26 protein-coding genes are annotated in these 22,539 nt (G+C 44.7%); 24 read left to right on the forward strand and 2 right to left on the reverse strand.

Going from position 1 to position 22,539, the window contains the following annotated elements; genetic code table 11:
• Nucleotides 1–65: 65 nt before the first annotated feature.
• Nucleotides 66–1,070 (reverse strand): hypothetical protein, encoded by a 1,005-nt coding sequence (locus OH455_RS10605; protein ID WP_269981337.1) that lies wholly within the window; start codon nucleotides 1,068–1,070, stop codon nucleotides 66–68.
• Nucleotides 1,070–2,770, reverse strand: a complete 1,701-nt coding sequence (locus OH455_RS10610; protein ID WP_269981338.1) for an AAA family ATPase — start codon at nucleotides 2,768–2,770, stop codon at nucleotides 1,070–1,072. Before OH455_RS10610 ends, OH455_RS10605 begins: the two co-directional genes overlap by 1 nt.
• Nucleotides 2,771–2,988: 218 nt before the next feature.
• Here OH455_RS10610 and OH455_RS10615 point away from each other — a divergent pair, with 218 nt between their 5' ends.
• The 24 genes from OH455_RS10615 to OH455_RS10730 all read left to right on the forward strand — a co-directional run bounded on the left by OH455_RS10615 (nucleotide 2,989) and on the right by OH455_RS10730 (nucleotide 22,532).
• Nucleotides 2,989–3,201, forward strand: coding sequence for an HP1 family phage holin (locus OH455_RS10615; RefSeq protein ID WP_171354809.1), 213 nt, complete (start codon nucleotides 2,989–2,991; stop codon nucleotides 3,199–3,201).
• A complete protein-coding gene (locus OH455_RS10620; RefSeq protein ID WP_269981339.1) occupies nucleotides 3,182–3,709 on the forward strand; it encodes a lysozyme in 528 nt (175 codons plus the stop codon). Before OH455_RS10615 ends, OH455_RS10620 begins: the two co-directional genes overlap by 20 nt.
• Before the next feature lie 8 nt (nucleotides 3,710–3,717).
• Nucleotides 3,718–4,062, forward strand: a complete 345-nt coding sequence (locus OH455_RS10625; protein ID WP_095570738.1) for a DUF2570 domain-containing protein — start codon at nucleotides 3,718–3,720, stop codon at nucleotides 4,060–4,062.
• Nucleotides 4,019–4,258, forward strand: a complete 240-nt coding sequence (gene lysC / locus OH455_RS10630) for an Rz1-like lysis system protein LysC (RefSeq protein WP_052126582.1) — start codon at nucleotides 4,019–4,021, stop codon at nucleotides 4,256–4,258. Before OH455_RS10625 ends, lysC begins: the two co-directional genes overlap by 44 nt.
• A gap of 306 nt (nucleotides 4,259–4,564) precedes the next feature.
• Entirely contained in the window at nucleotides 4,565–5,779 is a 1,215-nt protein-coding gene (locus OH455_RS10635) for a tyrosine-type recombinase/integrase (protein ID WP_269981340.1), read from the forward strand.
• 429 nt (nucleotides 5,780–6,208) lie between these two features.
• A complete protein-coding gene (locus OH455_RS10640; RefSeq protein WP_043010303.1) occupies nucleotides 6,209–6,772 on the forward strand; it encodes a terminase small subunit in 564 nt (187 codons plus the stop codon).
• A 13-nt stretch (nucleotides 6,773–6,785) separates the two neighbouring features.
• A complete protein-coding gene (locus OH455_RS10645; protein ID WP_269981341.1) occupies nucleotides 6,786–8,720 on the forward strand; it encodes a terminase gpA endonuclease subunit in 1,935 nt (644 codons plus the stop codon).
• Nucleotides 8,717–9,250, forward strand: a complete 534-nt coding sequence (locus tag OH455_RS10650; protein ID WP_171354803.1) for a hypothetical protein — start codon at nucleotides 8,717–8,719, stop codon at nucleotides 9,248–9,250. Before OH455_RS10645 ends, OH455_RS10650 begins: the two co-directional genes overlap by 4 nt.
• A 2-nt stretch (nucleotides 9,251–9,252) precedes the next feature.
• Nucleotides 9,253–10,716 (forward strand): phage portal protein, encoded by a 1,464-nt coding sequence (locus OH455_RS10655; protein ID WP_269981342.1) that lies wholly within the window; start codon nucleotides 9,253–9,255, stop codon nucleotides 10,714–10,716.
• A complete protein-coding gene (locus OH455_RS10660; protein WP_269981343.1) occupies nucleotides 10,646–12,520 on the forward strand; it encodes a phage major capsid protein in 1,875 nt (624 codons plus the stop codon). Before OH455_RS10655 ends, OH455_RS10660 begins: the two co-directional genes overlap by 71 nt.
• Nucleotides 12,521–12,579: 59 nt before the next feature.
• Nucleotides 12,580–12,834, forward strand: a complete 255-nt coding sequence (locus OH455_RS10665; RefSeq protein ID WP_269981344.1) for a hypothetical protein — start codon at nucleotides 12,580–12,582, stop codon at nucleotides 12,832–12,834.
• Entirely contained in the window at nucleotides 12,831–13,175 is a 345-nt protein-coding gene (locus tag OH455_RS10670) for a head-tail joining protein (RefSeq protein WP_269981345.1), read from the forward strand. Before OH455_RS10665 ends, OH455_RS10670 begins: the two co-directional genes overlap by 4 nt.
• Nucleotides 13,138–13,755 (forward strand): hypothetical protein, encoded by a 618-nt coding sequence (locus OH455_RS10675; RefSeq protein WP_269981346.1) that lies wholly within the window; start codon nucleotides 13,138–13,140, stop codon nucleotides 13,753–13,755. The genes OH455_RS10670 and OH455_RS10675 overlap by 38 nt, the downstream gene beginning before the upstream one ends.
• Complete coding sequence (locus tag OH455_RS10680) at nucleotides 13,752–14,306, forward strand: hypothetical protein (RefSeq protein ID WP_269981347.1); 555 nt, start codon at nucleotides 13,752–13,754, stop codon at nucleotides 14,304–14,306. The genes OH455_RS10675 and OH455_RS10680 overlap by 4 nt, the downstream gene beginning before the upstream one ends.
• The gene (locus tag OH455_RS10685; protein WP_269981348.1) at nucleotides 14,306–14,971 is read left to right on the forward strand and encodes a phage baseplate assembly protein V; all 666 of its coding nucleotides are present in this window, start codon (nucleotides 14,306–14,308) and stop codon (nucleotides 14,969–14,971) included. The genes OH455_RS10680 and OH455_RS10685 overlap by 1 nt, the downstream gene beginning before the upstream one ends.
• A 3-nt stretch (nucleotides 14,972–14,974) precedes the next feature.
• Nucleotides 14,975–15,325: a GPW/gp25 family protein gene (locus OH455_RS10690; protein ID WP_171354795.1), complete on the forward strand. Its 351-nt coding sequence runs from the start codon at nucleotides 14,975–14,977 to the stop codon at nucleotides 15,323–15,325.
• Nucleotides 15,322–16,209, forward strand: a complete 888-nt coding sequence (locus OH455_RS10695; protein ID WP_269981349.1) for a baseplate assembly protein — start codon at nucleotides 15,322–15,324, stop codon at nucleotides 16,207–16,209. Before OH455_RS10690 ends, OH455_RS10695 begins: the two co-directional genes overlap by 4 nt.
• A complete protein-coding gene (locus OH455_RS10700; RefSeq protein ID WP_269981350.1) occupies nucleotides 16,209–16,760 on the forward strand; it encodes a phage tail protein I in 552 nt (183 codons plus the stop codon). The genes OH455_RS10695 and OH455_RS10700 overlap by 1 nt, the downstream gene beginning before the upstream one ends.
• Nucleotides 16,761–17,720, forward strand: coding sequence for a hypothetical protein (locus OH455_RS10705; RefSeq protein WP_269981351.1), 960 nt, complete (start codon nucleotides 16,761–16,763; stop codon nucleotides 17,718–17,720). It abuts the gene before it with no gap.
• Between the two features lie 9 nt (nucleotides 17,721–17,729).
• Nucleotides 17,730–18,287, forward strand: coding sequence for a hypothetical protein (locus OH455_RS10710; RefSeq protein WP_269981352.1), 558 nt, complete (start codon nucleotides 17,730–17,732; stop codon nucleotides 18,285–18,287).
• A 68-nt stretch (nucleotides 18,288–18,355) separates the two neighbouring features.
• Nucleotides 18,356–19,834, forward strand: coding sequence for a phage tail sheath subtilisin-like domain-containing protein (locus OH455_RS10715; RefSeq protein WP_269981353.1), 1,479 nt, complete (start codon nucleotides 18,356–18,358; stop codon nucleotides 19,832–19,834).
• The gene (locus tag OH455_RS10720; protein WP_043010318.1) at nucleotides 19,827–20,330 is read left to right on the forward strand and encodes a phage major tail tube protein; all 504 of its coding nucleotides are present in this window, start codon (nucleotides 19,827–19,829) and stop codon (nucleotides 20,328–20,330) included. Before OH455_RS10715 ends, OH455_RS10720 begins: the two co-directional genes overlap by 8 nt.
• Nucleotides 20,331–20,395: 65 nt before the next feature.
• Nucleotides 20,396–20,734 (forward strand): phage tail assembly protein, encoded by a 339-nt coding sequence (locus OH455_RS10725; protein WP_269981354.1) that lies wholly within the window; start codon nucleotides 20,396–20,398, stop codon nucleotides 20,732–20,734.
• A gap of 115 nt (nucleotides 20,735–20,849) precedes the next feature.
• On the forward strand, nucleotides 20,850–22,532 hold the full coding sequence (locus OH455_RS10730; RefSeq protein ID WP_269981355.1) for a phage tail protein: 1,683 nt from the start codon (nucleotides 20,850–20,852) through the stop codon (nucleotides 22,530–22,532).
• Nucleotides 22,533–22,539: the final 7 nt, after the last annotated feature.

A 22,539-nucleotide genomic window follows, 5' to 3' on the forward strand; every position in this document is an offset into this window, starting at 1 on the left:
TTACTTTGTAGATTTCTACACTTTCGCTTGTAAAAACCAAAAGCCCCCGAAAGGGGGCTTTGGGTTCAAGATGAAAAACATAAACATGTATGGGTGCAGTGGAAGTTGTTTCCGTTAATTTGACCATTTTGGGAAAAAGACCTTATTGTTTGATAATCAGAATTTCGGTTAGTGATAGTTCCAAACTGTACCTCGCCATTGAACTGTGTACTCTCAAGAGCTGAAACAAGAGATTTATAACGTTCAAAGAAAGCATTAAAATTATTTGGGTTACCAGTGTAATACACTACAAGGTGTGTGTTTACTAATCCTAAAGGATTGTAGTTATCGATTAGTTTATTATAGTGAAGTAGTATATTTGACGTTTCAACGCTTCCTAGTCTCAATGGTTCAATTATAGTTACCCAATTATTATTATGCTTCACAATTAGATCTAAGTTTCCAATATTTAATCTAGAAGATGAAGAACCAAGTCGAGTTTGATCATATATATCATATCCTTTGAACTGTAATAAATCTCTTAAGTGATCATTGTGTTCATTTTCTAGTTTGTTTGCTCTGGTTGCAGAAACAAACGAAAGTGCTAACAACATATCAGAGTAGAAGTTACTTGGCGTATATAAAATGGTTTGGGATTCTATGGTAGAAGACGCTAGGAGATTACTTTCAGAAATAATACTTACACCATGGACAGATAAATTTGAAATACCATCTATATATTGATTGTTATTATTGGTGACCAAATGTTTTTGACAAGTCACTGGTGCTAGTTCAAGGATGCTACAAATGTCTTGTGCATCTACAGGACTGGTTATATCTACACTTGAGTACAGTGTTTTGTTTACGTGATTTTTAAGCAATAGATCCCAGTTCGACAAGTTCTGATACGCAATTGTATCATTTTGAACTTGTTCCAAATAACTTAACCATAATTCCTCATTGTGGTCGAGCAATAGGTGGTGTGGTGAATTGACCGTAGATGGAATGAGTAAATTGCAGAAAAATAAAGGATCAGAAATTCTCTTTGCTATTAATTCAGGGCAAAAGCAATATGCATTAAAATTAAACATTATGCATCTCTACTATTTTTGATTGCTTGAACTTTCAAACGTTGGAGTTCGATGGCATCATTAATCTCAGTTTCTAAGAAATCTTTAGGCCAAGACATATCACCAAATTCGTTTAGAGGGACGTGGTATAGTGAAGTCCGTCCTGGTTTAGTTCGCTCTAAGTGAAACATATTAACGTTACTTCTATTCAGAGATGATTCTGGGTCGAGCATGAGGATCTGCAATCTTTTTATAATTGTGTCACTATGAGTTTCTATTAAAAACTTCTTGTTCTCTGACACAGAAATCTCTGTTAGCACGGTAGTTAACCATGCCTGCATCTTGGGGTGTAAGTGGATTTCGGGTTGCTCAATAATAGTGAGAGTGTTATCTGGGCTTAAAAGAGCTTGAACCAAAATAGGAAGAACTTGAGATATACCAAAACCAACATCTGTAAGCTCTACTATGACGCTGTCTTGTTTAACCGTAATTCTATGAATAATATCATTAGTTTTCGCTGTAGATATATTAATGCCAAATACTTTAAAATAAGAATTAACTTTCTTAAGTATCTTAGGGTTATTCTTAAGTATCTCTGCTAACTGCGAGCCATCTGTTGAGTTTAGAACATTATGTTGAGCAGACTTCTCAAGTAAATAATATCTTTGAGGAAATGCACGTAATGGGCTGATGTGGTTGATGTTCGTATCAGATAGTTTTGACAAAAAATATCTTGAAACATTAAATATCATCTGTCTATTGAAATTAGCAAATGGATTAGTATCATTTATAGTGAATTCTGCATCTTCATATAAAGATAGGTTGCTTAAATTCATATCTCTGACAATATCTAGCCTAGAGTTATTAAGACGTGTATTACATGATATTTCGGTATTTAGTTCTATCTTTTTACTATCTGTTATTGCTACTGTTATTATTTCAAAACCATCTTCAGATCTTATTGATAGTCTCTTAAATTCACATTCATTTAATCTCTGATTATATTTTATCTCATACTCGATATTTGTGGGTCGTATTACTTTTTCTCTATATTCATGAGCATGATTAATCAGATCATTAATTTTAGAAATTGATATTTTGTTTAGTCTTTCAATGTGTTTATATTGGTTGTCAGGAGATGTTTGGTCCGCTTTTAACTTGCTCATCCTTAACTTAGTTACATTCTTATTACATATTCGTAAGTATTTCCCCAATCTGGATTTTAAATATTCAATTTCAGTAATTTCCATTTGACTTTCGTCGTTAGAAACAAATATGTCGAAAAAAAATGCAGAGCTATCCTCTAAACAATCCCTTAGCTCAATGAGGTGTTTGTTATTCTGAGGGTATGCCCGTCTTGCATACCTGTATACGGTTCGAATATAGTCTTCGACTTGTGAGCATATATTTGAAACTGTAAGCTTTCTAAATGGTGATGAGGCTTTATTTTTGTCAGTGCTCCAGCCAAATGTTACTGTTTTAGATGGATCCTTATCTGGAAAAATGTTAATCGATTCACCCATGCTGGACTTATCACCGTTTAGGCGCAATATGCTTTCATATGTACTGTTAGTGTCAGCAGTTTGAGAAAGCATTAAAATTAAATTTAGAATTGAGCTTTTTCCGCAGCTATTGGCACCGAGCAAGACATTGATGTTGTCGATATTGATATGTAGTTCAGGAAAGGATTTATAGTTCTTAGCATAAAATGAATCGATCATGGGTTTGTTTTCATGAGTTTATCTTGTGTGCGAATCTATCATAATATGCCCATGTTTTGATATAAAACTATCTGGTTTTATTGACATAGTCTCTGTCAAGTAGCATAATTTTCATATTGCAAAGCCTCGCCCAACCGGCGGGGTTTTCTCGTTTTACGAGTTTAAACAGACTTAGCGCCTAACTTTTATAAAGTCAGGCGCTTTTTTGTGGGTGCTATATGCAAGAGAAAATCAGTTCTTTCGTTTCATACTTCAGTGCCGGTACCTTTGCAGGGCTTGGTGCACTCACATTCCAAGACTGGATGAGTGCTATCGGCTTGTTTTTCGTCATATTGACGTACTTCACTAACCGCCATTACAAAAAAAAGACGTACGAGCAATTCAAAGCTAACCCTGACAAGGCAGCTGCTTATGAAAAACTTATCGACTAAAGTCATTTGTTCAGTCGGCGCTATCCTAGCTATTGTGTTTAATACTTCATCCGATCTAACTACTAGCCAGCGTGGTCTCGAACATATTGCAAATCTTGAAGGGTGCAGAACCAAAGCTTATCAATGCAGCGCTAAAGTTTGGACGCTTGGGCTAGGGCACACATCAAACGTTAAACGTGGTGATACCGTGAACAACGAGCAGATTGCGCGAAACTTCATTGCTGACGTTCAGTCGGCAGAATCTACCGTCAACAAACACCTAAATGCTGAAATTACACAAGCTCAGTTCGATGTGCTTGTCAGCTTCGTGTTTAACCTTGGCGCTGGTAACTTCAAACGTTCAACCATGCTTAAGCTGTTTAACCAAGGAAAACATGAAAAAGCGTGCTTGGAACTGCAACGTTGGGTCTATGTTAACGGAAAAGATTGTCGTGACCCTGATAGTCAATGTTCAGGGGTAGCAAAACGCCGTTTGATGGAAATGGATACGTGTCTAAACGGTTGGTAGGGTAAGTTATGAATAAGCTAGGAATTGGCTTTCTAATAGCTGTACTTGGGATTGGTGGCCTTTACATCGGCAGCCTTCAAGACACGATTCGTAAGCTACGAGCTGATAAGGCTGAACTACAGTCTGAGCTTGATACTGCGGTGTTGATAAACGAATCATTAGGAAAAACAATCGAGCAACAGAAACAAGAAATCACCCAAGCACAAACTGCAGCTGATGAGATCGAGTCTTCTGAGTCCGACCGGCGAGAAATTATTGTTAAAGAAGTAGTAAAGATAGAAAAGGAGTTGGTTCATGAGGAGTGCGCTAATGTTCCTATCCCTGGTAGTGGTGAGCGGGTGTACTACAACTGAGTTTGTTACTGAATACAAAGAGCGTAAAGTTTTACCTCCTTCGGCCTATCTGACCAAATGTGAGCAGCCATACTCAACCGCTCCAGAAACTTATGGTGAAGCGGTCGCAAGAGACCCAATATGGTATGAAGCGTGGAAAAACTGCGCAGAAAAGATTGATTCACTGCGAGAGTACTACGGGTACGAGGCCGAATAATCAAACCATTTTCTAAGGCACCTAAGTCAGGTGCCTTTTTTATTACCGCAACTAAGAGCAAACACTTCAAATGCACAACTATTTGCCTGGTGTTCACAGTGGCGACCTTTTAGCGTTTGGTTTCTCGCTGTCTTTCTTGTTAGCCGTGATCATGGCAGTACTCGCTGCATCCTTACCATGTTAGCGCAAGTTAAGAATCGAAAAGAAGCAAGCAACACTCAGTACAGTGACATTAAGGGTAACGTCAGCCTTATGCGAAAAAGGGGCGTGACACTCGGAGAGACGGGACAAGATTAAGCTGATGTTATGACTACAGTAAGAATTCGAATATCAGATGCCAATATAAAAAAGCATCTAAAGAGTGACGTTGTCACTAGGTTGCGGGATGAAAGATACGCACTAGAGCTTAGGTTTCATAAAAGTCGTGAGAGTGCGACTTGGTGGCTAATAGATAAACGCAAACAGAATGGTCACAACGGAAAAGCTAAATGGGAAAGGCTAGGTGTATGGCCTAGATTATCTGCTAAAGCATTGTTCGAGCTGTTACCGCAGAAGATTGCGCGTATGGCGACACAGTGCGATGAGGTGGTTTCAGACTGGAAGACATTCGCAGACTGCCTTATTTGGTATGAAGAGCATGTGAGTTCAAGCAGCCATATCAGCACTGAGCGTAAATCGACAGTTAAGTCGGTTATTCGGAAACACTTGCTTCCAGCTGTTGGTGAGTTGCCATTAATTGGGGTGCGAAAGCATCAAATTAAACAAGATCTTCTATGGCCGCTTCAATCTCAGTATGAGCTAAGAACAGTTAAGAACTACTTTGCAGTGTTAAAGGCGGCGTTTAATCAAGCCGTTCGCGAAGAGCACATCGAAGTGAACCCAATTCATTCTATGTACTTCAGTGATTTTATTGCTAAGAAGCCACAACCAAACGAGGGCAAGCTGCAGCCTGATATGGTCAGTTCGTTGTTTAAACAATTGAAACGTTTACCGCTTCAAAAACAAGTGTTCGTTTTAATGCAATTAGGACATGGTACCCGTATCACAGAGACGCGCTTAGCACGCTGGAGTCATATCGATTGGGACGAAGGAGTTTGGCGCATTCCCGCTAAGCACACAAAAACCAAAGAGTCGTTAGTTTTACCGCTTACCTGGCAGCTAAAAACATTGCTAAAACGCTACAGGGTAACGCTACGTAAGAACCAGAAGTATCTATTTCCCAGCCCAAAAGGGAGTAGACCTATCTGTAAGGATACGGCTCATAGAATTTATTCAGAGCTGAGTAATAATCATTGGACGAGTCATCATTGTCGCAAGTTAGCTCGCAGCCGTTTAGCTGACTTAGGCGTAGATAAATTTGTTGGTGAGAGGATCTTAAACCATAAGATGTCAGAACTTGACCAATCATACATTCATACAACGACAGAATCCTTAAAACTCAAGGCCTTGCAGAGCTACCACACATGGTTAGATCTGCAGGGTTTTTTATTTTTCCATGGGAAGACAGAGGGAAGATCCTAAAATGTGATCATATGCTCTCAGCCCTTATCACATAAAGCTTTGTTAACTCATTTGCGATTTATCCTATAGAACAATCGCTAAATCATGGGGTGATTGCTCATTTTAGCCTTTTGGATGGCTAAACAAAGAAAGGACTAAATCAGCGATTTTCGGGGTTTTCGCCAAAAAGTGGTCCTTTCTTTTGGCCAAAAATCACCTCGAAAAATTGGCTTTTAAAGTCTGCTGTACGGTCTTGATTCTCAAACTTCGATGAACTGAGTGATAACAAAGGCTGCCAGCTTTTTGGGTCCTTCCTGAGAAATCGTTTTTTAATGGGCCTCAGACTCGCCGTTTCTGCCTCATTTAGAAAGGACTAAGTTGGTCCTTTCTCCAAAGGCAAAAAGTAAGGACTAAATTCGCTTAGTTTGAAAATCAACTTTGGGGGTGAAGATGACCACGGTGAACAAAACAGAGTTCGCCAACATTCTTGGCTGCTCTGCAAAATGGGTTGGTCAGATGATGAAAGAGGGAATGCCAGCTCAAAGTAATGGCCGAGGAAAGGCCGTCACCATTGATACTGAAATTGCTATCAAGTGGATGATTGACCGGGATGTAAAAAAACAAGTTGGTCAAATCATGGAAGAACATGATGGGCCGAAAGCCGGCACTAAGGACGGTGAAGACCTATTGCTGACTCAAGCGAAACGACGCAAGGCTGATGTCGAAGCGAAGAAAGCCGAAGAACGTGTGATGGATTTAGACGACTTAGCTCAGTTTCTTTATGCGACAGGGACATTATTCGCAAATGAGTTAAACGGTTTAGGCGCTCGAATTGCTTCGGAGGTGGCGACAATCAATGACCCAGCTAAGTGCAAATACTTCATCGACAAAGAAGGCCGACGTATCCGTACTGCCACCGCTGACCGGATCAGTGAGTTCGTTGCTGACTATATTGCGGCAAACGATGGAGATGGTGCGAGCGAAGCCTTTGAGGAATGCAGCGAATTGGGCTAACGAAAATCGAATAATGCCGCCAGGCTCACCAATACCTGGTCCATTCGATACAACCTCAACCCCTTACATGATTCCTGTATGTATCGCTTTTGCATTGCCGGATTACTCTCGCGTTACCTTCGTTATGGGAACGCAGATGGGCAAGTCAGCGACGATGCAGAACATTATTGGTTGGCGCCTTGATGATGAACCGGCGCCAATCATTTACGTAGGACCAACAGAGTCGAACATCAACAACGTTGTTGAACCAAAGTTCATGGACATGTTCCGTGAGGCCAACTCGTTAAGACTCAAACTTGATCCTAAAAGTTCTAAGCACAAGAAAATGATTGCGGGTGTGTCTTTGCGTTTTGCGTGGGCAGGCTCGGCAACAGAACTTGCGTCTGACTCTGCAGTTATCACATTGGTAGACGAGTTAGACAGACCTGGTGAGAACTCAACAGGTGAAGGTTCGCTAGAAGAAATCGCAGAAGCGCGGGGTGATGCTTACATTGACTCGAAGCTTGGGTTAACGAGCACGCCGACGCACGGAAAAGTATCAACATTTGTTGATTCAAATACGGGGTTAACGCATTGGGCGGTTGCTCCAAAGGGTAAAGTTTCAAGTCCTATATGGCTACAGTGGCAAGAAGGTACGAGACATGAATGGTCAGTGCCTTGTCCTGATTGTAATGAATACTTCATACCAAGGAGTGAATTACTTTGGTGGCCAGGGAAAGGAACCGAAGACGAATGTACGCCAGCCAAAGCCGTTCGTGAGGCTAGATTAATTTGCCCCCATTGTGGCTCTCAAATTTCTGACCATCATCGTAAACACATGAACTCTCGAGGTGTGGCGTTGGCTCCTGGTCAATCTGCGACACCATCGGAGTGTGGCCAAGTTGCTATTGAACAAGACGGCCAAAGTACAATTGTCCCTTATCACTCAATGATTCCAACACTTGATGGAAACAACCATTTCAGTATCTGGGTTAGTGGGTTGTGTTCATTCTCAGGTAAGAAAAGCTATGGCTACCTAGCAAGAAAGCTACTCATCGCACTAAACAGTGGCGATCCGAACAAGTTGTTATCTGTGTACAACACCGGGTTTGGTGAGATATATGCAGCAACAGGTGAAGCACCAGAGTGGGAAGAGGTTTATTCACTGCGATCTACCTATTCGGTCGGTGAAGTTCCCGAAGGTGTAGATACCTTGATCTGTACGGTCGATGTCCAGAAAAACCGATTGGTTTATATCATACGTGGCTGGATGGACGGGATGAGTTCTCGCCTTATAGAGTTTGGTGAATTGTGGGGTGACACAGACAAACCCGAAGTATGGGGTGAACTTGATGACCTGATGGAGCAAAAATGGGGTGGTCTTGAGATTCGTTTGTGTGGCGTTGACTGCGGTTACAGACAAGATGAAGTTTTAACGTTTATTCGCCGACATCGTTCACGAGCAAGGGCATTGATGGGCTTTCAACATCTCCCTAAGCCGTACCGCATGATCAAACTTGAAGTCGACACCAAAGGTAAGGTGCGAAAGCAAGGTGATAAACGATGGGACTTTGATGCATCTATTGCAAAATCTTGGGTTCATAATCGTGTTCGTTGGAATCGCGGTGCAGTTGGTGATTGGTTAATCCCCGCTGACGTTTCAGAAGACTACTGTAAGCAGATCGTTGCCGAAGAGTTTGATGATGAAACGGGAAAATGGACTCGAATCAGCAAGGATAACCACTTTCTAGATTGTGAAGGCATGAACTATATGGCTGCTCGAATGTTGCGCCTGGACAGAAAAAAAGGCAGTAAAGAGCCCGTACCTGAGCCAGAGCAAGCCCCGACGACTACGCAAGAGGAACAAACTGAGTCTGTCAAAGTAGTTAAAGAGAAAGAGAAACCCCGTAAGAAAAGCCGCCGCCGAAAAAGTGGTAAGGCTGGATTTGCTAAACGGTACCGATTATGACAATACCAACCCAAATCAGTGCCGGTACCAGCGTAAGTTGGAGCTTTGAGCACGAACTGGCAGATGGCACATGGCAGTTTACTTACTGTTTGCGTGGTATGCCTGAGCCCATAGACATTGAAGCCGCCTCAGCAGGTGGCTGCGTTAGTGTCACGAAAACCGCGAAAGAAACAGAGAATTGGAAAGCCGGTACCTATGAGTGTCGGCTTTTTGCTTCCAAGGGTGATGATAACCAGTTAATTGAGATAACCAGGGTTGTGATAGACCCGGATTTTTCAAAGTTAACAGCAGGGCATGATCCACGTTCGCATGCTGAGCGAATGCTTGAGTCTATCGACAAAGTGTTAGAGGGCCGTCCTCTTTCCGATCATGAAGAGTACAGCATTGAAGGGCGCTCTATTAAGCGTATCCCAATCAAAGAGCTGCATTCACTGCGTAAGGTTTATGCCCAAAAGGTAAAGCGAGAGAAGAACGGCGGCAAATTGTCGATCGGTAAAATCGTTCATCGCTTCCGAAGCCCTAGGAGATAACGATGGCAAAGCGTTACTCAGTAGCGAAACATCAATCAGCCCACTACGGCTTGGGATTCAGTCCACTGAGCACCAATGAAGAAATTCGCCGTGATCTTCTTTCAATCAAGCGAGCCTCACGCAAAGCAGGTAATGATGACGGCTATGTGGTGCGCTTTCTTGGTATGTGTGACACCCATATCGTTGGACCCGAAGGCTTTAAGTACCAGAGTAAAGCAGAACTTCGTTCAGGTAAGCCCGATAAACGAGCGCAGAAGTTAATTGAAAAAAACTTTGAAGAGTGGGCGAAACGAGGCAACTGTGATGTGACAGGCCAGTACAGCTGGCAAGACATTCAAAGCCTTTACATCCGCTCTGTGGCAGAAGATGGTGAGCTATTAGTTCGAATGGTTGAAGGTTTCCCCAATGACTGGGGCTTTGCCGTTCAGCTGCTTGATAGTGCTCACCTAGATTTGAACTACAACAGCCAGCTTAAAAACGGTCATGAGATCGTAATGAGTGTGGAAATTGATAATTGGAAAAGGCCGGTTGCTTACCACGTTCTAACTAATCACCCGGGTGAAAGAACGTATTACAACGGTAAGACACGCTATGAACGCATCCCTGCAGATGAAATTATGTTGGGTTATTTACCTTTCCGAGTTGGCCAACTTCGTGGTGTTCCTTGGGCACACGCTGCCTTGCTAGAAATGAATCATCTTTACGGCTACCGAGAAGCCGAGATGATTGGTGCTCGCTTGGGTGCCTCTAAAAAATATGCCTATGTAGCAGACTCTGAGAACTTAGACCCAGATGATGCTGAAGATGCGTATTTTGAAGAAGAAGTGGAACCAGGTGAAGCCACGGTTGTTCCTTTTGGTTACGACCTTAAAGAGCTGAACTTCACTCATCCAGGTTCCAATTTTGGTACCTTCATGAAAGAGGGCAAACGAGGTGCAGCCAGTGGCCTTGATGTGAACTACAACACCTTAGCCAATGACTTGGAAGGCGTTAACTTCTCCAGTCTTCGCCATGCGGTTCTTGAAGACCGAGACAGCTGGAAGAAGAAGCAGCGGTGGATGCGTCAATCTCTTTGTGATCAGGTTGCTCCGCGCCTACTCAAAATGTCCATGCTCATGGGCAAGCTTGCCAAATTAGCGTTCAGTGAATACGAACGTCTCAATAAACACAAATTCCAAGGTCGCCGTTGGGATTGGGTAGACCCACTCAAAGACGAGAAAGCGAATACGGAAGGTCTGAAGAACAAAACACGTTCACCACTGCAGATCATCCGAGACCGCGGGGATGACCCTGAGGAAGTGGTAGAAGAGATCGTTGAGTTTGAAGCCATGCTTGCTAAGGCTAGAGAGAAAACTCACGGCCCAAAGAAACCTAACCAACCGAAAGAGGTAAAGAATGAGCAATCCAGCCCAGAAACTGAAGCTGGAGCTGAAGCCAATGGAGCGAACCCTGACGCTGAAGCGTGAGGCCATCAATGTTGATGAGCGCACCATTGAGCTGAGTTTTTCCAGTGAACACCCCGTTGAACGTTGGTTTGGTTACGAGATTCTGGGCCATGAACCAGGGGAGTGTGATTTATCACTTCTGAATAACAACGGGGCATACCTAATGGACCATAACCCACGAGATCAACGTGGGGCGATTCAGGATGCCTTTATTGATAAGAAGAAGGGCCGCGCGGTGGTTCGCTTATCTAAGAACGCCCGAGGCGAAGAGCTTCTTCAAGACATGATTGATGGTATCCGAACTCATGTAAGTGTTGGTTACGACATTCAAGAGATCATTCACATCAAGCGTGATGAAAATGAACGTGACTGGTTCCGCGTCACCAAGTGGCAACCTTATGAGGTTTCTTCCGTGTCTGTTCCTGCAGACCAAACGGTAGGTATGGGCCGAAATAAGGACGACACCATTGAACCAAAAATCTTTAATGTACAGTTAAGAGGAATTGATATGGGTGATAAAGCAGCCCCTAAAAAAGACGGTGATAACACTACAGTTACGCCGCCAGTAGACAATGGTGAGCGTGGCCACGAAACCCCATCACCAAAACCACTGGATGCAGCAGGCATTCGAAAGAATGAGCAGCAGCGATGTGCGGATATTCACGAGATGGGCCAGCAATTTGGTCTAGAGAAAGAAGCAGTAACAGCCATCCGTGAAGGAACTCAAACAGATGCTTTTCGCGAGCAAGTGTTAAGCGCGGTTCGCACCAAACAGGTGACACCAACCGGCACCGACATGGATCTTGGTTTAACTGAAAGCGACGTTCGCAGTTACAGCCTGGTTCGTGCAGTGCGAGCCAGTGCGTCTGGTAAGTGGAAAAATGCAGGCTTTGAGCGTGAAGTGTCAATGGCCTTGGCTGATAAGATGGGTAAAGACGCTCGTGGTTTCTATGTGAACTACGAAGTGCTTTCTCAACTTGGCCAACGTAATAAACAGTCCACCGCGGATGGTGTGGGGAGTGAACTAGTCGCAACGGAGCTTTGGAGCAATCAATTCATTGATATGCTTCGTCCTCATTCTATTGCTTCTCAGTTAGGTGTTCGCTTTGCTACGGGCCTTGTGGGTAATGTAGACATTCCTAAGATGATGTCAGGCGCATCCTTCTACTGGATTGATGAAGACGAAGACGTAACGGATTCTGCTATTGGCCTTGGTATGGTGAAGATGTCACCAAAAACCATTGCAGGCGCGGTGCCAATGACGCGCCGTATTCTTCAGCAGTCTACGCCAGATATTGACATGATCATTCGTGATGAGCTGCTTCAGGGGATCGGCTTAGGTATCGACCGTGCGGTGTTTTTGGGTACGGGTACTGGCGCAGAGCCGCTAGGCATTAAGAACCAAACAGGGGTTCATGCTATCCAAGTGCCAGCAGGCGGTTTTGATTGGAAGACTATTGTGGACTTTGAAACCGCGGTTGCTGAGTCTAATGCGCTTTCTGCAAACATGGCTTACGCAATGCGTCCTTCGATGCGTGGCGCACTAAAAGTGACTGAGAAGTCAGCAGGCACTGCTAAGTATCTATGGGAAGGCAATCAAGTGAATGGTTACCCGGGCGTGGTATCGACTCAACTTGAGCAGAAAGCAATTCTTCACGGTGACTTTAGCCAGGCATTAGTGGGCATGTGGGGCGCTCTAGACCTCATGATTGACAAGTCAACCAAAGCGGCCAGTGGTGGTACCGTTCTACGTGCATTCCAGGATGCAGATGTGGCAGTTCGTCACGGCGCGGCGTTTGGTTACGGTAAAGTACCAGCGGCTTAATCAACGTTCACAAACAAATAAAGGTCGCTCAGGCGGCCTTTTTATTTAGGAGAATATTCATGGCGAATAAAAAAGTAAGAATCATTGCAGGTGTGATGATTCAAGGTAATTCAGTCTTCCCCGGTACCGACCACGAACCAACAATTGTAGAAGTTGATAGCAAAGATGCGAAGATCATCTTGTCTAACAAGCAAGGTGTTCTTGTTGATTCGTCTACTAAGCCAACGTTTGAGCTGAAGAAACCTGAGTCTGAGAGTGATGATTTAGACGCAATCTTTGGTCCAGAAGATGAAGAAGAGGAAGAAGACGAGTGATCGGTAACGATGACTTTGATGTCTTCTTCAATACCCAAGATTTTGGCCACCAAGTGACGTATGAGCACGAAGGTGAGACGCATACATTTAACGGTATTTTCGCCAATCCAGCAGCCTTAGCCGAGGTTTCTGGCGGTGGCTATATCGATGCGAGCACACCAACCGTGAGCTGTAAAGCCAGTGATACGGTTCATTTGAAGGTGAAAAGCATAATCTCTGTAGATGGTCAGCAATGGAAGTTGGTTAAACCTCCAGAGAAAGATGGCACAGGGATGGCAAAGTTAATCCTGGGACAAAGCGACGATGAGCAATCCAAGTCAAAACTTAATCTTCGATATTGATGTTGAAGAGCTTGATGCCATCCGCATGATTCATGGAGCAACCGAAGCTCAAATGCGTGCGGCTTATAACCGAGCCATAAGCCGCACGAGTGTCACCTTGAAAAAGTTGACCGCGAAAAAATACAAAGATGCTCTGCAGGTGAAAAATGCAAAGCTCATCCGAAAGAGACTCCAACAGTTTCGAATCAAATCACCCAGCAAGCAGCGAAAGCTTGATGAGTTAAAACTGTGGTTTGGTTTGAATGATATGCCCATAGGTCACCTTAAAGGTCGAGTGCAGAGAGTAGGCACGAAGAAAAGCCCACAAGGCGCTACCTTCACCCCTAGAGGTGCAGCGAAAGCTCAGCATTATAAAGAAAGTTTTGTGGCCAAGCGTTATGGGCGCCGCTCTATCTTTACTCGAACGACCAAGAAAAGTTACCCAGTGAAAGAGGCTAGGGTGTCTATTTCGGATGAACTTTCAGAGGTGATTGAAGACGATATCTTCAGCCAAGTCCCTGAGATTTTTTTACACCACTACGAAGCCGACATTAAAGGCCGTGTTCGTATGGGTCTTAATAAGAACGGTTGGAAATCATGAGCCAAAGTATGACTTTAGATGAATACCATGATGCCGTGGTGAACTGGTTTAAGTCGAATGAAAAGTTGACCTGGATAAAAACTGTAGCGGTTTACCCAGAGCTTGAATCAGGTTTTAAAACTCCAGCCGTATTCTTTGGCATTCCGAACTGGTCTAAGGCAGAGAATCAGAAAACCAATGGTCAGAAAACCTATGAGCTAGATTGTCAGGTGCTTTTGGTTATGGACATGAGCCGAGAGGCAGTTCAGAAAGAGATTCGTAATGCCGCCATGTTGCTCAACTATGAGCTAGATGATCAAAGATTTGGTTTGAAAGCAAAAGGCTCTCAAGTGACTTCTTCAGAAGAGGACGCTTTTAATCCCGAGCTTGATGATTATGTGGTGTGGTCAGTGCGCTATACGCATGAGGTTGAAATAGGCGCTATTGAAGGCGCGCTTCTTGCTGAAATATTCGACCCAACCGCTAAGCGCATGGTCGGCTACGCGCCTAAAGTGGGCAGTGCTCATAAAGATGATTATGAGCAGGTATATCCAGAGCCAGAGGTTAAGTGATGGGAGTTGATCTTCTCTACGAAGTCTCACAGATTCAGAGGCGGTTAGCGAACTGTATCCGAGAAGGACGAATTCACGCGGTCCAGTATGACCCACCGCGGGTGAAGGTCGAGTATGACAAAGACGATAATGGCAAGCCAGTACATACGTGCTGGCTTCGTTATTTTGAAGAGCGCGCAGGGCATGTAATCAAATGGAACCCACCGAAAGTGGGAGAGAGCTGTATGTTGTTCTCGCCTGGTGGTGACCTCCGTCTTGGCGTTGCCGTTCTGGGCTTAAACAACATGGTCAATCCAGCTGCAGACGTTAATCCTAATGTTCATAAATATCTGTTTGATGATGGCACAAATTTTAGTTATGACCGTTTCCTTCATCACTTGGCCATAAACCTTTTAGCCGGCACTGCAGAGATTAACGGTGACACGCTGACGCTGAATATCGATATCGTCCATAACGGTGATTATCTCCATAACGGTAACATGGTTCAGTTTGGTGATACAGACCGAACCGGTGCATTGACCGTAAGCTCAAACATCACATCTATGGCTACAGTCACAGGCAAGACCGTAACAGATGCTACTGGCACGATGCAGGCAATCCGAACCATCTACAACGGCCATAGGCACAATCTTAATGATCCAAAACCTGATAAACAGATGAGGTGAATCATGCTAAGTGGCACAAACCGAATGACTGGCAGGCCACTCTCAGGTCTTGACCATTTAAAGCAGAGCGTTGCAGACATTCTTAATACACCAATAGGCTCCCGGGTTATTCGAAGAACCTATGGCAGCAAACTGCCAAGGCTGATTGATGCGCCTTGGAGTCCAGACTTAAAGCTGGATGTGATTGCGGCAACTGGTGAAGCGCTTGACCGTTGGGAGTCACGCATTGAAGTGACCAGAGTAGCGACTTACCACACCTTTGAAGATGGTAAGGCTCAGGTCATAGTGGATGTGGAAGGGAACTACTTGCCAACGGGTGAACCTATCAAACTGGAAGGAATTAAGATCTTATGAGTACTTATGACTTTCGTAACCTTCCACCGCCAGAAGTCAAAGAGACGCTTGATGTCGAGGTCACCTTTCAAGAGAAGAAGGCCAAGTTTAAAGAGCTTTACCCAGACTGGAATGCGGAAGTCGAATCCGATCCATCCATGAAGCACTTAGAGCTGTCTGCATATGATGAAGTGATCCAGCGTCAACGTGTTAATGATGCTGCCTTATCTGTCATGATCCCTTGGTCAAAAGGGACGGATTTGGAAGGTACTGCTGCTTTCTTTCGGTTAAAACGAGAAACCATCCAAGAAGGTGATGACACAGTTAACCCACCAATTGAACCCGTCATGGAGAGTGACGATTCACTGGCAGGGCGTTGTGTGTTGTCCTGGCATGGCTTATCTACGGCAGGCGCTCCTAAGTCCTATATCTATCATGCTCGCGCAGCCTCTCCCTTTATCAAGGATGCCAAGCCTCACAGAATGGATGGACGTAACGTCAAGATTGTGCTGCTTTCTCATGAAGGCAACGGAATCCCGACCGAGGCAACGCGAAGTACGGTACAGACTCACTTTGAAAGAGAGGATGTGAGACCGCTTTGTGTCACGCCTCATGGCGTAGCAGCCAACATTCAAGAGTTTGAGCTTCACCCAAAGCTGTACATCCTTTCTGGCCATGTCGAAGACACCGTGCTGAAAACAGCATTGAAGAACACCAAAGTAGAGTTGGATGCAGCACACAAGATTGGTGGCAAGGTAACTCATGCTGCTCTGTACAAAGCACTGAAAGTGGAGGGCGTGGATGATGTGGACCTAAACGGCTTTGAGCCAATCGTCTGTGACCAGTTTTCTGCGCCTTACTGCACTGCTTTAACAGTTAACAAGGCTAAAGAGGAGGTGACTTAATGAGTCTACTTCCTCCTGGTTCCACCGATTACGAGAAAGCATTAGAGCAAGTGACTAAGTCGGACATGAGTTCGTCTATTCGGTACCTATGGAACCCGAGAGAGTGTCCTGTAGAGCTGCTTTATATCCTAGCGATTACCTTTGATGTGGATGAATGGGATGAACGCTGGCCAGAAGAGTTCAAGCGTCAAACCTTAGTTGATGCGTACCTTGTTCACAGCTTGAAGGGTACGCCAGCCTCCGTTCGTTTGGTGCTGAAAAACGCAGGCTATCAAGAAGTTATATTGATGGAAGGGCTCAATATCAACAAGCGAGACGGCAGCCGAATGCGCAATGGTCATTTTTATTATGGCCATGAAGATGCTGAAAGTTGGTACCGCGTTTATTTGCAGCGGCCAATCACTATTGAGCAATCAAAGCAGGTCACCAGAATGCTGAATATTGTTGCTCCATTGGAATGTGAATTAAAAGGTCTGCACTTTGAGCAGGCACGGTTTTTGTACAACGATGAGATGCCAAGAGATGGCTCTTACACACGAGGGGTGGCGTAAATGGCTGCATTAGAAGAACAAGAGACCTGGGAAGATGAAATCTACCAGTTGGAAGAGACTGACCCCGTGAAAGGTGGTCCCCATGGTGTAGACAATACGCCTCACCGTCAGCTAGCAAACCGAACCAAAGCCCTCAAGAAGTGGCAAGAGGAGCATGTTGTTCAAGCTAAGCAAGCAGGGCAAAACCCTCACCCTCAGTACTTGCTGACACAGCACGCATCACATATGCGCTATGACCCAAATACAGTGTATTTGACGGGAATGATTTGCTGGGATGTGCTCGATGGGAAGGTGGTTTACTTTGAGTGGTATTCAAACCAAGAAAACATAAAAGGTGTAGACCCTAAAGCTCCGACTAATCGCCACGAACAGTGGCCACATAGCGACAAACCATTCTATTGGAATATCTATACAGGTCGTCAGGTAGGTATGCCGTTTTACTGGTTAAGTGAAACACCGCCAGAATGGGCAGTAATGGAGGTAAACGTTGACTTACCTATTGCTGTGTACTGGCGTTTAGCAGAGCAATATCCGCATCTAGTCACAGGAGATACAATCAACACTGGTGAAATTCGCGGTGAATTCTTGCGTGTTTTAGACCAAGGGCGTGGTGTGGATGAAAGCCGAATTAATGGAAGCCATCAGTCTGGTTCGGCGGTTATGTTAGAAGACGGTAATGATGGGGGCGGATTAGTTAAGGGGTATTCGACAACGAACTCTAATACAACAACCACCACCATGAGCCATGACGAATTGGGTTACGATAAACTTGATTTTAGTGACTACAATGAACTGCCTTTTTATTTGTTAACTACAGGCTCAAATAGGCACCCTATGGCAAATGGTACATCAGATAGTAATTGGTTTAATCATAGGCAGCACGCATATGATAAACTATCAGACTATTGGGGTGGCACTCGCCCGCGAAACGTAGCTCGACCAATGGCCATCGCATTTTAAGGAACTATCATGAGTCAAAATCAATATTGGCCTGTTGATGGTCAGACAAAAGAAGTCAGTAAAACAGCTATTAAAGCTCGTATTGCAGGCGGTATTGCCCATATTCCACGTACAGCACTAAAGATAAAACCTGTTCAACCAAAAGAAGGCTTTGCAGTGGTTGCCACCTTTGACGACAAGGGTTTTGCTATTGGTTCTGAATACATTGAAGACCATCGCGATTCAATTATCTATGACGAATCTGATTGCACTAAATCAGAATCAATTTCTGAGCTTGGCCCGGTCAAAGAAGGCTATACATTAGATAAGCCAATCACTGCATTTGATAAACGAATTAATGGCGCTTGGGTAACAGATGAAAGCGCTAAATACATTTTTGAATATGACCAAGTTGATTCAATTCGCCGCGAACTGTACTCACAAATGAGTGACCCTTTACGCCTTGAAGCCCTTGTAAAAAAAGAAGAGGGCAAAGTTCAAGAGGCTGCCGAGTATATTCAACAAGCCCAAGCTGCTCGCCAGAAAATCCAAGCCGAAAACCCTTGGCCAGAGCCACCCACTGATTAACACACCTAACACTACCAACCCAGCCATTGCGCTGGGTTTTCTTTTGCCTAAATTTTACGGAGAACCTTATGCCTAAATGGTTACATGGCTCAGAGGTGATTGAAATGGATGACGGCGTTCGTGCTATCACATCGACCAAAATGTCGGTGATTGGCATTGCGCTTGAATCTGATGATGCAAGTCCAGCAACAAAGGCGACTTTAACGGTTGGTGCTACAGTTTTGGGGGATGACCTCATGTTTACTGCAGTATCTGCTGGTAAAGATGGCAATGCTATCAGCATCACCATTCAATCAGCTACTGATGCAGACGCAGAGGCAAGTGTCGCTGTACTTGGTAAAGCGATCACAATTACGTTAGCCACGAATGCCGACACCCTACCGACCACAAAAGTTACTGATATTCCGGCCTTAATTGAAGGCAGTAATGAAGCGAAAGCTTTGGTGCTTTGTACCACCACAACCGATGAAGAAGATGCAGGTATTCCAGACATCTTCAATAAGAGCTTCCTTGAAGGCGGTTTAGATGAGCCGTTTCCAGAGCTAAAACCTGTTCTTATTACTGGTAGGCTTAGCCGGGCTAAAGGTCTTGGTGTGACCTCAGAGGCTTATAAGTCAATGAGAAGTATCATGGACCAGACTGGAGCTTTAGTCGTCGCTGTACGTGCGAAGAAAATCACCGCACCAGAGAAAGCCGGCTCAAACATCATTGAAGCCATTAACAAATTCTCTGAAGCGAAAGCAGAAACTCAATACAAACCGCGTATTTTGATTGCACCGCGGTTTTCTCACATTGATGGGGTAGCCAAAGCACTCGAAAGCCAAGCCGCTCGTTTACGTGGTTTTGCTTATGTCGATTGTGAGCAGACAGCTACCTACATTGATGCAATGAAACGCGCTAAGTCGTTTGGTGGCCGTGTGGAAGTGCAGTGGCCAATGATGAAAGTGCACGATACCGACCTTAACCAAGAAGTGCCACGTCCAACCTCAGAGTTTGCCGCAGGTCTTCGTGCTCGTATCGATGCTGAAAAGGGAGTGCACTGGTCGAAGTCTAATCAAGAGATTTATAACGTAGTGGGTACCTGGGTTCCAGTCGAGTGGGAACTCAGTGATGAAAACTGCATAGCCAACGTGCTCAACCAGAACAAGGTCAGCACGGTGATTCGTGAAGGCGGTTATCGTTTCTGGGGTAACCGAAGCTGTGCAATCGATCCGAAATGGACCTTTGAATGTGTTCGTCGTGTGGCAGACATGATCAATGACAGCATTGAGTCGGCTCACCTTTGGGCGGTGGATATGCCTGGCACCACGCAGTATCTACAAGATGTTATCTCAGGGGTTAAGTCGTATATGGCGCAGCTACGTTATGAAGGCGTTATTCCTGGGGGTGATGCATGGCTTGATAAAGAGCTGAACACACCAGAAACCATGTCAAAAGGTATTGTCTATTTCGATTTTGATTATGGCGTTTACTACCCAATGGAGCACTTGATCTTCCGTTCTCGTCTTAATATGGGTTATTTAGAAGAGGTAATTTCGAATGTCTAATTGGGTACGAAAAAAATACGGCCTTTACATTGCTGGCCGTGACAAAGTCGGTGCTATCGTAGACCACACGCCGCCAGTCCTGGAGGTTATCACAGAGGACTTTGTGTCAGGTGGTATGGATATGCCTATCCCCATGGATATGGGCATGAATCCTATTTCGACATCATGGACGATGGGTGAAGACACGGATACATTGCGCCTGTTTGGTCTTATTCCAGGGAAGAAAGTCACTGTCTTTGTTCGTGGCCTGCTTATGGACGATGAATCAGGCGACACCAAAGAGGTGATTGAAGAGTACCGTGGCATCTTAACCAAGATTGACCGAGGTACCTACTCACCCAATTCAAGCGCCCCTTACACCTATGAGATGAAGCTGAGCTATTACCGCTATGAGGTTAATGGTGAAGACATTCATGAAATCGATCCTAAGAACATGATTCGTAAGATTGATGGTGTTGATCAGTTGGCTGCTGCGCGTAAAGCGTTAGGTAAATAATTCCTCTTTTATAATTCAATGGGCTGCTTAGCTATCTGAGCAGCCTTTTTTAATGCGAGAACGTTATGTCTGAGACACAAAAATTCAAAACAGAAGAAAAAATTCGCTTAGCTTTTCCTTATGAGTATAACGGGGAACAAATTACGGAATTGGTCATGCGCCGTCCGAAGGTTCGTGACCAAATAAAGCTAAAAGGTAAGTGTGGTACGGCTCATCAGCCGAAGGTTAAGCAAGGCTCGAAAGAGTTTTATGATAACTTTGACCGTGATGTCGAAATGTTTTCGATGCTTTGTGATGTTCCCGTGGATCTATTCTATGCGATGGATAATGGTGATTACACAAAGTGTTCAAGCGCCTACATGGAGTTATCACAGCCTTGCTCAGTTACGACGAGCGAGACCTAGATAGCGTCATCTTCAAACTTTCCTCCATGACGGGTTGGACACTGACCGAGATTGAAAATCTTGACCTCGTTCGCTTCAACCGTTTTATCGAAATGATCCCCAAAAAGAGTAAGTGATGAGTGCAGTTCAAAACTTAAAAACGGTCGTCACATTAGGTGGCACGGTTGATAGCTCTTTTGCCCAGATGGGTGGAGTTGTTGATAAAGAGTTAGGGAAAGCGACTAAGCAAGTCAAAACTTTAGAAAAAGAGCAGAAGCAGCTTAACAAACAGATTAAGCAGGCGAAGTTAGCCGGTGCGGATGTGTCTTTGCTGACTAGGCGCTATCAAGAGCTTGATGCTGAAATAGCGGATGCGACTAAAAGTGCTGAAGGTTTTGCTTCAGCCCGTAACTTTTCCGCTAGTTTAGTTTCAGGGGCCAAAGCTGCAGTAGCGACTACCGCCGCGGTTGGTGGTCTTGCTGCAGGTGTCGTTACGCTCACCACAGTAACCAACCAGGCGACAGCAGAGCAGAATGCGTTAGCGAAATCTTACGGCATGAGTATCCAAGAATTTACTGCTTGGGGCGCAGTTGCTGCAGGTGCTGGTCTGAATGCTGAGAATGCCGGTGATCTGGTTGAGGAGCTTAGTAACAAGTTTGGTGAGTTTAAAAGCTTAGGTGAACAAGGGACGGTTTCAGATGTCTTTGGCGCACTTGGCGTGGATGCTGCAATGCTTGAAGGCATGTCAGCGGTTGAGCAATTTGAGTTCATCATGAGGCGCTTAGAGGCGGTTGGAGATATCCAGCAGGCTTCCAGTTTGGCTGACATGCTTTTTGGTGGTGAAGGCGCGAAGATTGTCACTTACCTCAAGAACAGCGGAAAAAGCCTAGATTCAATCTTTGATAAGCAGAAAAAGATCAACAACCTCACCCAAGAGGGTGCTGATGGTGCAACGGCTTACAATACTTCCTACACCGCATTAACCACGGCCATGACTTCTTCTTGGCAAGAGGTAGCAGGTGTTGTGGGTGGTGAAGTCGCTCCAGTTGTAGATGACTTAGCGCTGCGTGTGAGTGCTTTTGCCAGAGAGCACAAAGCAGAGATCGTTAGTTTTCTGAAATCAGCCGTTGAAGGATCTATTGCCTTTGGTGGTGCTGTTGTGGACTTAGGCGGCTACGTAGACGGCTTGGCTCAGTCGATAGGTGGCTGGGATACGGTCATGAGTCTCGTCATCGGAATGATGGCAGGTAAGGGGGTGATGGCCGTGGGTACCATGGGTATGCTACTCATGAGCATGGTAAAAACATTGGGCATAGTGAAGACCACCATGCTAGGTGTGAATGCCGTTATGGCCGCAAACCCGATTGGCGCTGTAGCGGTGGCCGTTGGAGCCTTAGTTGCTGCAGGTATCGCGCTTTATCAGAACTGGGAAGAGATTGAAGAGTGGGCTAAGCCTTTCTTTGATTGGATTTACGGCATGTGGGAAGGGTTGGTTGATGTTGCTATGTCAGTGAAAGATGCTTTCACCTGGGATGACGATGAAAAGAAACCTGCACCGAAAACCACAGGATACGCTGCTTATAGACAGCAAAGTGCACCTGCCTATCAAGGCTATGGTTATGGCAACTTAGCCGCAAGAGTCAGTGAGATTGATTCAGAGACTGCACCTGCAGGTAAAGGAAACACCGTCCATCAAAACGTTGAGAAAATTGAGATCGTCACTCAACCAGGGCAGAGCAATCAAGAAATAGGCGGAGAGGTGGCGAATCAACTATCGAACAAACAAGAAGCTGCGATGTATGACACCAACATAGGGTAAAAAATGG

Origin of the sequence: Vibrio sp. T11.5, assembly GCF_027587155.1 — a bacterium.
GTDB classification, from domain to species: domain Bacteria; phylum Pseudomonadota; class Gammaproteobacteria; order Enterobacterales; family Vibrionaceae; genus Vibrio; species Vibrio neptunius.